13 protein-coding genes are annotated in these 13,059 nt (G+C 56.9%); 3 read left to right on the top strand and 10 right to left on the bottom strand.

Annotated features, from left to right (window positions below; genetic code table 11):
- Nucleotides 1-7: 7 nt before the first annotated feature.
- Genes QPL94_RS12700 through QPL94_RS12710 form a run of 3 tightly spaced genes read right to left on the bottom strand, consistent with a single transcriptional unit; the run spans nt 8 to nt 5,004 of the window.
- On the bottom strand, nt 8-886 hold the full coding sequence (locus QPL94_RS12700; RefSeq protein WP_285357737.1) for a DMT family transporter: 879 nt from the start codon (nt 884-886) through the stop codon (nt 8-10).
- A 4-nt stretch (nt 887-890) separates the two neighbouring features.
- Nucleotides 891-2,357, bottom strand: a complete 1,467-nt coding sequence (locus QPL94_RS12705; RefSeq protein WP_285357739.1) for a patatin-like phospholipase family protein — start codon at nt 2,355-2,357, stop codon at nt 891-893.
- 37 nt (nt 2,358-2,394) lie between these two features.
- Nucleotides 2,395-5,004 (bottom strand): DUF6351 family protein, encoded by a 2,610-nt coding sequence (locus QPL94_RS12710; RefSeq protein WP_285357742.1) that lies wholly within the window; start codon nt 5,002-5,004, stop codon nt 2,395-2,397.
- Nucleotides 5,005-5,194: 190 nt separating this feature from the next.
- On the opposite strand from QPL94_RS12710, the gene QPL94_RS12715 reads away from it, so the two are divergent.
- Complete coding sequence (locus QPL94_RS12715; protein WP_285357744.1) at nt 5,195-5,980, top strand: enoyl-CoA hydratase; 786 nt, start codon at nt 5,195-5,197, stop codon at nt 5,978-5,980.
- Nucleotides 5,981-5,986: 6 nt separating this feature from the next.
- On the opposite strand, the gene QPL94_RS12720 is transcribed toward QPL94_RS12715, so the two are convergent.
- From QPL94_RS12720 to QPL94_RS12730, 3 genes are read right to left on the bottom strand one after another with little or no spacing between them, the layout of a single operon-like run.
- Complete coding sequence (locus tag QPL94_RS12720; protein ID WP_285357745.1) at nt 5,987-6,529, bottom strand: DUF192 domain-containing protein; 543 nt, start codon at nt 6,527-6,529, stop codon at nt 5,987-5,989.
- Nucleotides 6,490-7,251, bottom strand: coding sequence for an ABC transporter permease (locus QPL94_RS12725; RefSeq protein ID WP_285357746.1), 762 nt, complete (start codon nt 7,249-7,251; stop codon nt 6,490-6,492). Before QPL94_RS12725 ends, QPL94_RS12720 begins: the two co-directional genes overlap by 40 nt.
- 15 nt (nt 7,252-7,266) lie before the next feature.
- Nucleotides 7,267-8,187 (bottom strand): ABC transporter ATP-binding protein, encoded by a 921-nt coding sequence (locus QPL94_RS12730; RefSeq protein ID WP_285357748.1) that lies wholly within the window; start codon nt 8,185-8,187, stop codon nt 7,267-7,269.
- A 133-nt stretch (nt 8,188-8,320) separates the two neighbouring features.
- Between QPL94_RS12730 and QPL94_RS12735 the strand changes: the two genes are divergently transcribed.
- Together QPL94_RS12735 and QPL94_RS12740 are read left to right on the top strand one after the other, a co-directional pair.
- On the top strand, nt 8,321-8,803 hold the full coding sequence (locus QPL94_RS12735; RefSeq protein ID WP_285357750.1) for a hypothetical protein: 483 nt from the start codon (nt 8,321-8,323) through the stop codon (nt 8,801-8,803).
- A 69-nt stretch (nt 8,804-8,872) separates the two neighbouring features.
- Nucleotides 8,873-9,208 (top strand): hypothetical protein, encoded by a 336-nt coding sequence (locus QPL94_RS12740; protein WP_285357752.1) that lies wholly within the window; start codon nt 8,873-8,875, stop codon nt 9,206-9,208.
- On the opposite strand, the gene QPL94_RS12745 is transcribed toward QPL94_RS12740, so the two are convergent.
- The 4 genes from QPL94_RS12745 to QPL94_RS12760 all read right to left on the bottom strand — a co-directional run bounded on the left by QPL94_RS12745 (nt 9,191) and on the right by QPL94_RS12760 (nt 12,928).
- The gene (locus QPL94_RS12745; protein WP_285357753.1) at nt 9,191-9,787 is read right to left on the bottom strand and encodes a hypothetical protein; all 597 of its coding nucleotides are present in this window, start codon (nt 9,785-9,787) and stop codon (nt 9,191-9,193) included. The genes QPL94_RS12740 and QPL94_RS12745 overlap by 18 nt on opposite strands.
- Nucleotides 9,788-9,925: 138 nt before the next feature.
- A complete protein-coding gene (locus QPL94_RS12750) occupies nt 9,926-11,392 on the bottom strand; it encodes a PhnE/PtxC family ABC transporter permease (protein ID WP_285357755.1) in 1,467 nt (488 codons plus the stop codon).
- Nucleotides 11,393-11,408: 16 nt separating this feature from the next.
- Nucleotides 11,409-12,059, bottom strand: a complete 651-nt coding sequence (locus QPL94_RS12755; RefSeq protein ID WP_285357756.1) for a phosphonate ABC transporter ATP-binding protein — start codon at nt 12,057-12,059, stop codon at nt 11,409-11,411.
- Nucleotides 12,059-12,928 (bottom strand): putative selenate ABC transporter substrate-binding protein, encoded by an 870-nt coding sequence (locus QPL94_RS12760; RefSeq protein ID WP_285357757.1) that lies wholly within the window; start codon nt 12,926-12,928, stop codon nt 12,059-12,061. The genes QPL94_RS12755 and QPL94_RS12760 overlap by 1 nt, the downstream gene beginning before the upstream one ends.
- Nucleotides 12,929-13,059 lie beyond the last annotated feature (131 nt).

A 13,059-nucleotide genomic window follows, 5' to 3' on the forward strand; every position in this document is an offset into this window, starting at 1 on the left:
GTTCCCGCTAATCAACAACCACCCGGGCTTTCCGGTAGCGTTTTACTTCTATCCAGCCATGGGTAGCCAGTGCCGAGAAGACAATCACGCCGCCAATCAGGCTGAGGTTTGGCGGCACCTCATCCAGAAACAACCACACCAGGAAAGACCCCAGCACGGTTTCCAGTAGCAGCATCAGGCTGACTTCCGCCGCCGGTATGTAACGTGGGCCAATCTGGATGAGGATGCAGGCCATTGGCAGGAAAACCAGACAGAGCAGGGCAATGAAAAACCCGTCCCTTGGCGAGAGCGCCTGTGCTCCACCCATGACCGCCGCCACGATGGCCAGAGCCAGGGCACCAAACATCAGCATCACACTCATGTCGCAGTCGGGCCGGGAGCGGGCCACATTGAGGTTGGAGGCGAGGGCAGTGGCAGCAATACCGGCCATCATCAGCCCCAGGGGGTCGCCTTTACCCCATTCGCCGATGGCCATGAAGGTTGCGCCGGTCACGCACACCAGGATGACAACCCAGGTTCGCCAGGGCAGGGTTTCCTTCCACACCAGCCACGCAATAAGCGCTGCGATCACCGGGGCCGTGTTGAGAATAACCAGGACGTTGCCGGCAGCCGTGTTCTTCATGCCTACAACGAACCCTAACGTGCTTATCGCGAAAGCTCCGGCGCAGAACAGTCCCTTCCAGCCGCAGCGCCTGATTTCGGTGGTCAGGCGCGAACGGTACCTGAGCCAGCTGATGACCAGGAAGCTGATGGCCAGCAGCAGGCCACGCCAGAACAGGAATACCACCGGCTCTACCGAGGTGATCTTGACCAGTAGCGCGTCCGGGACAATGAACAACACGCCCAGGGCGGCGATGGTCAGGCCTTTGATCCGGGTAGTCTGCAAGCGGCTACTCCCCGGCTGTGTCGTTGGCGGTGCAGGCCTTTTCCAGCCTGGCGATACAGTTGCTGAAGGTGCGGCTGATGCGGGTCTGGTCGCGGATCATCGCCAGGCGTGGCCAGGTGGCCTGCTCACCAAGCCGGATAAACATTTCCAGGTCCTCGCGGCCGGGGTTGGTGAGCACCTTGCGATACAGCAATGGGCGGAAGGGGAACTGGATATTGATGTCCCCCAGATAGGTTTGCGTTGCCATGGCATGGGCCTGCTCCAGCAATGGCCGGAGTATGGTTGAGGACCAGCTGTTCCGGGTCAGTTGCAGCGTGGTCGCGACCTGGGCATGCAGGATTGAAGCCGCTGCCTGTTTGGCGGATGCCCCCGGGCCACGTTCGTGATGGTGGCTGATAAACGGCAGCACGTGAGGATTGGCCTGGCTGACGATGGTCCGGTTTACATTATGAAGCCGGGCCATGCGCAGGAGGGGCAGGTCCCCGTGTACACTGCCGTCAATCCAGCGTTCTGTTGGCATGTAAGGTTTCTTGCCGTTTTTACCCTTGTCATTGTCCCGGGCCTGGAGTGTCACTGGCGGATAAATGCCAGGGACCGCACAGGAAGCCAGAATGGCAGAATCGACCAGCACTTCTGGTGAGGCAAGGCTGTTCAGTAATCTGGGTTTCTGTCGGGTTCGGGTGGGCGACACCGAAATGTTGAGTGTGCGCCCGCTGTGCTCCGCGGCCTCACGAAAACTGGTACTGCCGATGTTGGTGTGGATGTGATGAAGCAGTTGGGTCTGGTCCATGGCGTGGCGTTTTCGCCAGATACGGCTGGGCTCCAGCCAGCGGAATGCGTCGAGGTGGATCTCCCCGGGCTCGTTGAAAAAACGTTCGAGCTCTTCGTTGTTTCGGGTACAGATCGCCCCGGCCACGATGGCGCCCATGCTGGAACCGGCAATCACGTCCGGTAGCAGGTCCTGTTCCCAGAGCGCACGGGTAACACCGATGTGGTAGATGCCGAAAGCGGCTCCACCACTGAGCATCAGGGCCGGGCGGCCGTATACGCGTTCGGCATCCCGGAACAGGCGGAGTTTCTGCTGTTCGGTGATGCCCGGCATGTCATGCTCGCAGATGAAGTACATGGAGCGTTCCACTTCATCCAGAAATTCTGTGACCAGATACTTGGTGCCTGTCCAGGCGATGGCGTAGAGGTCCGGATTGGCAATTTCACCCAGGTGCCGGTACAGGCTTTCCTGCAGCACGCGGGTAAGGCCACGGGTGTCACCTTTTTTACGGCAGTGCACCATGGCGTCGATGTGTTCGCGAATCAGTTTTTCGTGAAGCAGCTCGCAGCCGCCTTCCGCCCGCCACGCCAGCGTGCCTTCAAGCTCATCCAGTTGCTCGGCCGTAGCGTGCCATTCCGCATAGGAAGTGGCTGTAGCGAGTTGTTTTTCCAGTTCCCGACGTTGTCTTTTTAGGTCTCTCATGATGTACAGGATACATCATGAGAGCGGATTCAAGGGATTACAGGTCCGATCTCGGGTTCAGGTCGACCCCGAATGCCGGTGAAGCCCAGCCTGCAACTGTCCCCGTCCCCGGGGGCAAAGGTTCGCCGCCCGTGCTCACGATGTGCTCATCGCCATACTGCAGCCACGTCAGTGTGGGTCCCTGGCCAACAGGCGGCTTTGTGTAATCACAGACGCCTTCGGGAAAGATCTCCGCAACCTTTTGTGCGAAACCTTCAGCGGTATAAACACCGTTCAGGATGTTCACCGGGTAGTCTGCCGGGTCCACGGGTTTAAGCTGGCACTTGTTGTTCATTGTCGTGATGGCGTCACCTGCGACGGTGCGTGGCGTCCCGAAGCGAGTCTGGACCACCAGCTTCTGGGCCTCCACAACGTCGTCGGCAATGGGCTGCAGTGGATCGGTGATGATATCGGGTAGCCCCAGTTCACCCAGGTTCAGGCCACACACCTGCCCGGTGGCAACATCCAGTATCTGGCCCAGTTCGGCAGGGAAGGTGGGTATCTGTTCCGGGTTCAGCCCGGACACTTGCGGTTCCGGGTAAAGCAGGTTGCCGGTATAGGGCGCCTTGGGGCCTTCCGCCGAGAACGGAGCCAATAGTGACAGACAGCGGTCCCTGGCGGTAACCGGCTTGTTGGCGAGGACTTTGTTCGGCACCGGAACCTCTTCCTGATCGGCTTCGATACCGGTGAGCCACTGGTCCATCACGAGCAGGGCTTCGGTGGTGAATATGGTGTCGCCTGCCAGGGGGAATGCCCCGTACCAGATCACATGATTGCGAGCGTGGCCCTGAGTCTGTTCCAGCCTCGCCCGTACCTGCCAGGAGTGAAAGGCATCGTGGGCAATGCCGGGGTCCGGGCCGCGGAGATCGATGATGGGCACATTGGCAAGGTTTTCAGCGGTATTGATGGCGCCGGTGCGATAGGAATTCTCCAGTGCTTCAAGGTCGGCGGCTGTGCGTTCCGGCTGGTAGTTGATATCAATATCCAGACCGCCGATATCGCGGTTGACCGCCAGGAACTGGTCACCAGTGATGACACCGTCCTGCAATGCTTTAAGGCCGTACTGGACGCCGGTATTGTCCAGTGGGATGCCGGTGAATCCCCGCGAGAGCAGCTGCTCATTAGGGGACCAGGCCGCTGGCAAGCGTTCACCGAACTGGCTGGCCATGTAATCAGTCAGACCGCAGCGCAGGCCATCGGGGCGGGTCTCCGGGTCATAGACGACGGCCTGGCCCGCCAGGCCCGGGCAGTTTTCCTGATCCGGTTCGGCGGAGGGGAAGAACGCCAGGTCGGAAACGATCGGGTTGAGGGGCAAGTGGCCGTAAAGGGCTGGCCACTGAACCGCCAGTATGGGCGAGGACAGCAGGCTTTCGACGAAAGCCAACAAGTCTGCCGGATCTTCAGATACCTGGTTGCCCAGGTACTCGTTCAGCAAGTTGTAATCGGCGAATTGCGTCGCGGTGGTCCAGACATCCGGATAGGAACACTGCACGATCAGGCCCTGGTAGACACCCGGGTAGGCGTTAGCGATGTGCTGCTGGGCGATGGCACCGCCGGAACAGCCTGTGCCGATGGTGTAGCGCACCGGTCCATACTGCTCGACAACATGCTCCTTCGCCATGACCAGGGATTCTGCTGCGGTAACCAGGTTGACGTTATGGCCAAGGTTCGCCTGGGCGGTGGACAGGGTCACAAAGCCGCGAGCCAGGGCAACGGAGATACTGTCTCCCAGCAGGGTTTCCGCTCCTTCGGGAGCCGTGCCGGCGATGTCACCATTCGGCGGGTTCCCCATGCCGTAGCTGACGCCGACATTTCCGCCGTGGTGAATCAGGATCTTGCCATTCCACTGTTCCTGTGGCGACACGGCTGTCCATTCCTGGTCCGGTTGAAACAGGGCCATGACCTGATAGCGGTCGCGGTTCATTACCCCTCTCTCAACCCTCACGATGTAGGGGACCGTAACACCTTCATCAGTGGTAACCCGGGCAATATCTCCGGAGGGCGGCGGGTTCCCGGGATCGTAGGGCAGGAATGCTCCGGGCAATCCGGGGGATTGGGGGTCAAAGCTTTCTGCAAACAGATCGAACTTCGACTGCGGCACATATTTCAGCTCGAACTCCGCTGGCTGATTGCACTTCTCGTCCACTGCATTGGCATTTGTGCAGTTCCAGGGCTGAACCTGGGGCCCGGAAAATACCGGGCCACCCTTGGGGTGATTGATGATGGTTTTGCGCAGCACACCGCTTTTTCCGAGGGTAACCTTCAGTTCGTTCTCACCCAGCTCCAGGCCAGTGATCAGGCCGCGAAGCACACCGTCTCTCACAGTGGTCAGGGTGTCACTGATGTCTTTGCCATTGAGCTGGATTCTGGCACCCTCGATATTGTCTGAGGCCACTTCGACCAGGGCATCCCCACCATTAATCAGATCGGGGCGGTTTGAAAGGACACGGATGGTGTCCCGTTCGGTTACCGTTTCCTGTCCGGAACCCGCTACGGTGTCCGCTTCATCAGAAGGTTGGGTATTGGTTATGGAGCCATCGCTGCTGCCACCGCAGCCGGTGATGGCTATTGCGACTGCGAAGGGCAATGCCTGCTTGATGAGTCTCATGGTTACCTCTTTTTGTTGTGATTTGTGCTGTTTTGTCACGATCTGTTGACATAAAACCATAATGCTCAGCGGCTGCGCGTTGGCCCCATGGACATCAGGGGCTGTCATATTTGTGAGTCCCGACGAAAGTCGGCTCGACGAACGGGGACCACTGCTGAATACTGGTAAGAAAGAGAGGAGTGATGTCACCATGACTGCGGAAGAGATGATTACGATTGCCAACGACAATGGCATTACCACCCTGACGCTCAATCAGCCGGAGAATCGCAATAGCCTGTCCATGGCCATGTTGCAGGCGCTGTCGGATCAGCTCGAAGAACTGGCGGGGGATGCGGAAACGCGCGTAGTTGTACTTGCTGCCAGTGGCCGGGTGTTCTGCGCCGGCCATGATCTCAAGGAGATTCGTGGTCAGCTCGATAGCCATCAATTCCAGCTGGACCTGTTTAACCTGTGCAGCAAGGTAATGCAGCAAATTGTAAACCTGCCAAAGCCGGTGATTGCCCGTGTGGCCGGTGTCGCCACCGCGGCGGGGTGCCAGCTGGTAGCCAGTTGTGACCTGGCCGTAGCCGCGGATACAGCCCGATTTGCCACTCCTGGTGTGAATATTGGCCTGTTCTGCTCCACGCCCATGGTGGCACTTTCACGCAATGTGTCCCGCAAGCACGCCATGGAGATGCTGCTGACTGGCGAGATGGTCAGTGCGCACAGAGCGGAGCAAATCGGGCTGGTGAACCGGGTGGTGGATGAGCAGGCGCTGGATGAAACGGTACGCGACCTGGCTGTCACCATAGCGAGTAAATCGGGTCGCACCCTTCAGATCGGCAAAGAGGCGTTCTACCAGCAACTGGAAATGGGATTGGCGGAGGCCTACGACTTCACCTCGGAAGTGATGGCGAAGAACATGCAGGCTGCGGACGCTCAGGAAGGTATCTGTGCATTCCTGGACAAGCGCAAGCCGGACTGGAAAGACAAATAGACCGCGCTAGTGACAGTCTGACGGCTCCAGGGAAAGCCGGTCTCCCACCTGAATTTTCCGGCTTTGAAAATATCCCTGGTTCATTTCAAGGGCCAGGTAGAAAGGAACCCCGGCCCGGTAAGTGGGGCAATCCCGGCCCTGGTCTGACGGGCAGGGTGCCATCTGGCGTATGGCCTGGATGGTGCCCTGGCGATCCAGATAGGCAATGTCCAGCGGAATCAGTGTGCGATACATCCAGAAGCCATGGTCCGCCCTTCGCTCGTTACTGTATACAAACAGCATTCCGGCATCCGGCTCAAGCCTTTCTCTTTCCATCAGCCCGCGGCTGCGTTCTTCAGGGCTCCTGGCAATCTCGAGAGTGATGGGGATAGCCCGCTCCGCAGATATCAGGCAAGCCTGTTTCACCGGAAGCGATTGATTGTCGGGAAGGGCGGCCAGACACCCGGAGAACACCAGGGCCATGACTGGAAGCAGGGCCCTCATGCTGCGCGCCGGTGTTTGCCTGGCCATCAGGAACGCAGCCGGTAGCCGGTTTTGAAGATCCACCATATCGCGACCATGCACGCAGTGAGGAACAGCAGGGTCATGCCCACACTGATGCCCACGTGCACATCCGACACACCGTAGAATGCCCAGCGGAAACCACTGATCAGATACACCACCGGGTTGAACAGACTGATGGTTTGCCAGACTTCCGGCAGCATATCGATGGAGTAGAAAGTACCACCCAGAAAAACCAGTGGGGTAACTATCATCAGCGGCACGATCTGGAGCTTTTCAAAGCCGTCTGCCCAGATCCCGATAATAAAACCAAACAGGCTGAAAGTGATGGCGGTCAACACCAGGAACGCGAACATCCAGAACGGATGCAGCACGTCGTAATCCACAAACAGCCTGGCCGTTATCAATATGATTACGCCGAGTATCACCGACTTGGTGGCGGCAGCCCCGACATAGCCAAGCACCACCTCCAGATAGGAGACCGGTGCGGACAGCAACTCATAGATGGTGCCGGAGAATTTCGGCATGTAGATACCGAAAGAGGCGTTGGAGATGCTCTGCATCAGCAGGGACAGCATCACCAGCCCTGGAATGATGAAGGCTCCGTAGCTGATATTGTCGATATCACCCATGCGGCTGCCTATGGCAGAGCCGAACACCACGAAATACAGCGATGTGGAGATAACCGGTGAGGCCACGCTCTGCATCAGGGTGCGGCGCATGCGGGCCATTTCAAAATTGTAGATTGCACGGACACCGTACAGGTTCATTGCATCACTCCCGCGTTATTCATTGACCAGGCCCACGAAAATCTCTTCCAGGGAGCTTTCCCTGGTCTGGAGGTCACGGTACTCAATGCCCAGGTCGCCCAGTGTTCGCAGCAGGTTCGCCACGCCGGCCTGCTCCTGTTGGGAGTCAAACGTGTAGATCAGCTCGTAGCCGTCTTCTGACAGCTCTACAGGCTCGAGAGCCAGTTGCCCGGGCATCTGCTCGAGCGGGCTCTGCAGATGCAGGCGCAGTTCCTTTTTGCCCAGCTTGCTCATCAACTGCGACTTGTCCTCCACAAGGATGATTTCACCCTGGCGGATAACACCGATGCGGTCAGCCATTTCCTCGGCTTCCTCGATGTAGTGGGTGGTGAGGATGATGGTAACGCCGTCTTCCCTCAGCTTGCGCACCATTTCCCACATATCGCGCCTCAGCTCTACGTCCACGCCTGCCGTTGGTTCGTCGAGGAACAGGATGCGGGGTTCGTGTGACAGGGCCTTGGCGATCATTACACGGCGCTTCATGCCACCGGACAAAGACATGATCCGGTTATTGCGTTTGTCCCAGAGGGACAGGTCCTTCAGAACTTTTTCGATGTGGTCCGGTGCCGGCGCTTTGCCGAAAAGGCCGCGACTGAAAGAAACGGCATCCCAGACGGTTTCAAAGGAATCCGTGTTAAGTTCCTGGGGCACCAGGCCGATGCTTTCCCGGGCCTTGCGGTAATCCTTGACGATGTCGAACCCTGCGGCTTTTACCTCCCCGTCAGAAAGGTTCACGATGCCACAGATGATGCTGATCAGCGTGGTCTTGCCGGCTCCGTTGGGTCCCAGGAGCGCAAAAATTTCTCCCGGTTCAATATCAAGGTTGATGTCCTTGAGGGCACTGAAACCATCAGCATAGGTTTTGTTGAGGTGCTTTACGGAGATGTCCGGTTGCACGGGCTTATCCTGTTGGTGGTGAATCTGCGGAGAGTTAAAGCGCGGTATTTTCTCACGACCGGCACTGAATTAGAAAGCTTTGCCTTGGCAGCAATAATCTCCATAATGCGTCATTAACCTTGGAGGGATGGTTGTGTTGAAAGCGCTAGTGGCTGTAATTGCCATGTCAGCGGTGGTTGCCCTTGGCGTTTTCGGGCCACGCTGGCTCATGTTGGATGCCGATAGCCGGTCTGATCAGGGCATTGTCGGGTGTGATGTGCTCAATGATACGTGTCGATGGACCCAACAGGGCAATCACTGGGACGCTCATCTGGTAAAAGATGGTGCTCAGGAAGAGGGTACTGAATATCGCCTGTCGGTAAAAACAAACATGAACCCGCCACGGCTGATGGCTGTGCTACGAGGCGAGTCCATGTACCTGGGAGAATATCCGGTACCGATGACCAGGGCAGGGGTAGCGCAGGATGGTAGCGGCCAGCTTTGGGAGGCACGATTTACCGCGCCTTTCTGTACGACGGATCCGGAAATGACCTGGAGAATCGACTTGCAGACAGGCATGGAGGCAGAACTTGATATGCCCGTGAAGCTGACCTTCAAAGCAGAGGGTCGGGCCTGACGATGGGATGACAGTCGGTCAGGATTGTGTAAAATCATCGAACTGCAACGATTGTCCAGGGAAGCACATATGGATTATGGCGATAGTGTACAAAAGGTTCTGCTCAGAAAAATCCAGAAAGCGGAACAGGATCTGCTCCAGTTGAAGCTGGATTATTGTCGTTTTATTTTTGGCTTGACTCATCGCTCCAGGGTGGAGTGTGACGGCAAGAGCTACATCGTCCGGTCTGTGGATGTAGACAGCATGGAGCGACAGGAAGACGACAGCTTTTCCAGGCCGGCTATCACCGGCGCTCCGGCCGATGCCCCGGAAACCGCTGAAGCACAGGATCTTGGCACACGCTGGACACTGGAAGAATCGCCAGCCCGCATCTCAATGAGCCGCAACTCAGACAAACGCGTTTGACGTAATAGCACTGTAGAGGCTGTGGTCCCGGAGAACGTAGCGGTGTTCGCTCCAGTACTCCGCACCACCCACGCCGTAACGGAAACAGGCCAGCAAGGTGGCACTGCCCGTCAGCGTTGACAGTGCCTGGACTGCTTCAGGCTGTCGCAGCCCGATTTTTCGGCTGGCCAGTTGGCTCACCAGATTGACCTGCGCACCCGAATGACGTTGTGACTTGTCACACAGCGCGCATGCAGCACCATACAGCCAGGCAGTCACGTATTCCTTTACGGCGTTCGGGGCTGTATCAAGCTCCAGTCCTTTCTCCCGACAATCCCTTTCCTGAATGCTCAACAATATATGCAACTGGGTAATCAACCCGCATTTGTCCAGTCCGCGACTGGCAAGGCCGTGGCCAGCATCCACACGGTTGGGACCGAACGGCTGCCGCGTCGGGGCAGGTGATGAAAATTCCGGATGAGTGGTGGGTGCCGCCGGCACGAAGGGATCATGTCGCACCAGCGTGAGCATCCGGAAGGCAAGCAGCAACAACAACGCAATGAGCGCGACTTCAATCAGTAAAACGATGCTGGTTGTCATAAGCGCTCCGGATTGCCTGAGGGTGACTGTTACATCATTAATCCGGATTGTAACCAAATGTATCCCGGGACACGAAGGGAACCGGGTTAAATCTGGTCTGCAAATGGTGGAACTGTGACGTGGTATCCACTGGAGTAACTAACAGGTCGGCATGGTTTGCAGCGCCAGCTTCTTGCGAATATACCGGCCGAGGATATCAACACCGATGTTCAGCGAGGCGGTAATCAGGATAAGCACCATCGCTTTGTCGAACTGGATGTTCTGGATGGCGCTGTCGACATAAAAGCCGAGCGTGTAGATGCCCAGAATGCCCAGAATCGCTGTTTCCCGCATGATGATTTCCCACCGGTAGAACAGGAATGCAAGAAACGATCGGTAAACCCGGGGTACAAGCTCGTAGGTGTATCGGTTGAGACCTGTGGGCGCATCTGGCCGCAGACGGATGAAGCTGGACTGGCGGCCAATCAGATGGCCGATAATACCGCCATTGTGCAGCGCAAGCGCTACCACGGCAGGCAGCATTGAAGGCCCCCACAGCTGCAGCAGAATGTAGGCAAGAATGTATTCCGGTGTTGAACGCAGGATCACCAGGAACACGTGGCCACTCGTACGACGCACCGGGCCGCCAAAGTGGGTGGAAATCAACGGAAATGCCAGCAGGGCAATGAGACCGGTGGCAACCAGTGCGATCTGGGTGAGTAACACCGTATTCCAGATACCGGGCAGAGCCTGCGTGACAAACAGATCACCGAGCCAGGCACCCATTCCTGCCCAGCCCTCTTCGTTTTTCAGGGGGGAAGGCACAATATCTTCGGTAAAGAACCGGGTGACGTTGCCCCAGATAATGGGCATGCCGTCGCCCAGGAAAAAGGGTGCACCAAGGATGTACACCGGTAGCAGCTTGGGCTTGACCCAGAGCGGCAGGGTGGCAATGAGCACATAAAACAGGATCAGCATGGCGCCGGCGTCGGAGTAATGCCCCTGGGAGAATGCAGATTCCAGGTAAAACCCGAGTGTTGGCAAACCCACGAAGCCAAGAATGGCACTGGACCGCAGGCCGCACTCAAGGCGATAGGCAGTATAGGTGCGCATCTGCACCCAGCAATCCGGAATTCGGGCGTATAGAAAGGCTGAGATCACGCCGGTTCCTGGAGGCAGCAGGCGCCCCGGCTCCGGGTCTGCTTCTTCGAGAATCTCGGAATAAACCTTGGCAAAAATGCCGGAATAGGGAATGGCAATGGCCAGTACGCCCGTCAGCGGATGGAAACCAAAAAACTGCAGGAAAATCAGAGCCCAGAAGAGTTCATGGATGGCCCGTATAAAAGCACAGAAAATCCGTACCGGGTAGGCTCGGTAAACCAGCGCCAACAGGAATCCGCACACACTGCCCAGGGCCACACCCACAAACGCAAAGGCAACGGTACGGAGCAGGGCGGTTGCCAGCCCTTCGGTACTGAAAAAATCGGGAGTGACCACACCGAGGAAGAAGCGCCCCAGGTCTTTCCAGGGGTTGGCCGCGGTGATGGCAATGTCCGCAAAGACCAGACCCACCAAGGCAATGGCGGTAAAGATCAGACTGGTTCTCACGGTTGGTGAAGACAACATAGATAGAGGGTCTGGTTCAGTAAAGCGGCATGATATCTGCCGGGGTCAGCTTTTCGCTGAACTCATCCAGAGCAACCTGCCCATCCTGGATGCCGACAATCCGTGTGCAATAGGCCAACGCCAGCTCCACATCGTGAAGTGCAATTACGCTGGTTTCGAAACGCTCCTTCAGTAGCCGCATAATCTGGTGAGCCATAGGACCGTCCAGCGCCGATACCGGCTCATCGGCAAGTAACAGACCGGACTTTCGGTAAAGTGCCCGGGCAATGGCAACCCTCTGTCGCTGTCCGCCAGACAACGAGGCCGCGGGAATCCATACCTTTTCCGGCATCCCGAGCTCGGATAGAAGGTCTTTCACTTCGCGACGGTCCTTTGCAAATGGGCGCATCAGCGTAACAACGTTGTACCAGGTGGGATTCGCATCCAGGCGGCCCATGTACACGTTATGGAACACCGGCAAGGCGTTCACCAGCCCGAGATCCTGGGGCACCAGAGATGCCAGACTTTCGACTTCCTGGTACACAAGTCGTATCAGCGTGGATTTGCCAGCACCACTACGACCGACCAAGGCGACTTTTTCGCCCTTTTTCACATTCAGGGAGAGCGGGCCGATAACCCGCTCTCCGTCAAACGATGCTGTCAGGCCATTCAGATCAAATCCTGACATTAATCGATGATTCCGATCTGCTTACCGACAACCCGAATTGGTTCGTAGGCGTCATTTGAAACCGGAATGAAACCACTGCGAGGAAAGCTCTCCAGGAGCTCAGGGTCATCCATTGCCAGCAGTGCTTCCTGAACGCGCTGTGAAAACCCTTCGCCGAAACGTTCGTTGACGTCGCCACGAATGGTCCACTGATAGTTAGGGTAGGAAGGGGTTGTCCAGATGACTTTAACAGCATCCGTATCAATATTGTTGCTCTCCATTTCCTTGTCCCAGACCGAGAAATTGATTGCGCCGACGTCGTAGGTGCCCGCCTCAACAAGACGAAGCGTGCGGGTGTGGTTACCGCTGAATCCAACGCGGCCAAAAACTTCCTCAGGGCTTTCCCCAAAGGCTTCGCGAACATAGTATTCCGGAATAAGGCGGCCGGAAGTGGAACCTTTGGAGCCAAAGGTAAAGGTTTTGCCGCGGAGCTCGTCCGAAAGGCTTTCCATTTCATCGAGCCCGGTACTTTTATGGGCAATAAAGTGAGAGTAGAACGCTTTGTCTTCAACGCCCTGGGCAATCGCTTCGGAGCCTGGAACCAGTTCCCGGGCCTGTACGCCTGAAAGGCCTCCGAACCAGGCCAGTTGGACCTGATTGTTTCGGAACGCCGAAATCGCGGCGGCGTAGGACTTCACCGGAATATAGCGAACGTCTACGTCCAGCTCCCCGGACAGGTAGTCTGCGATGCCCTTGAATCGCTCTACCAGTTTGGTTTCGTCCTCATCGGGGATTGCTGTAAATACCAGCGTTTGAGCCGAAGCTGTCGCAGAAGCAATAAACACCAGTAAGCTGGCTGCAGCCAATTTCCGTATCAGATTCAGTCGCATTTCAATTTCCTTGTGTTTGATCGTTGATTCAGCGGGTGAGGATAACGTGATTTACCTCAACTCTGAACATCTATACGATTCAATCGGCTAAACAGGTTATGGATATCCATCAAAAATGACGAAATTTTCCG

Origin of the sequence: Marinobacter sp. SS13-12 (assembly GCF_030227115.1) — a bacterium.
In the GTDB taxonomy this organism is placed as follows: Bacteria; Pseudomonadota; Gammaproteobacteria; order Pseudomonadales; family Oleiphilaceae; genus Marinobacter.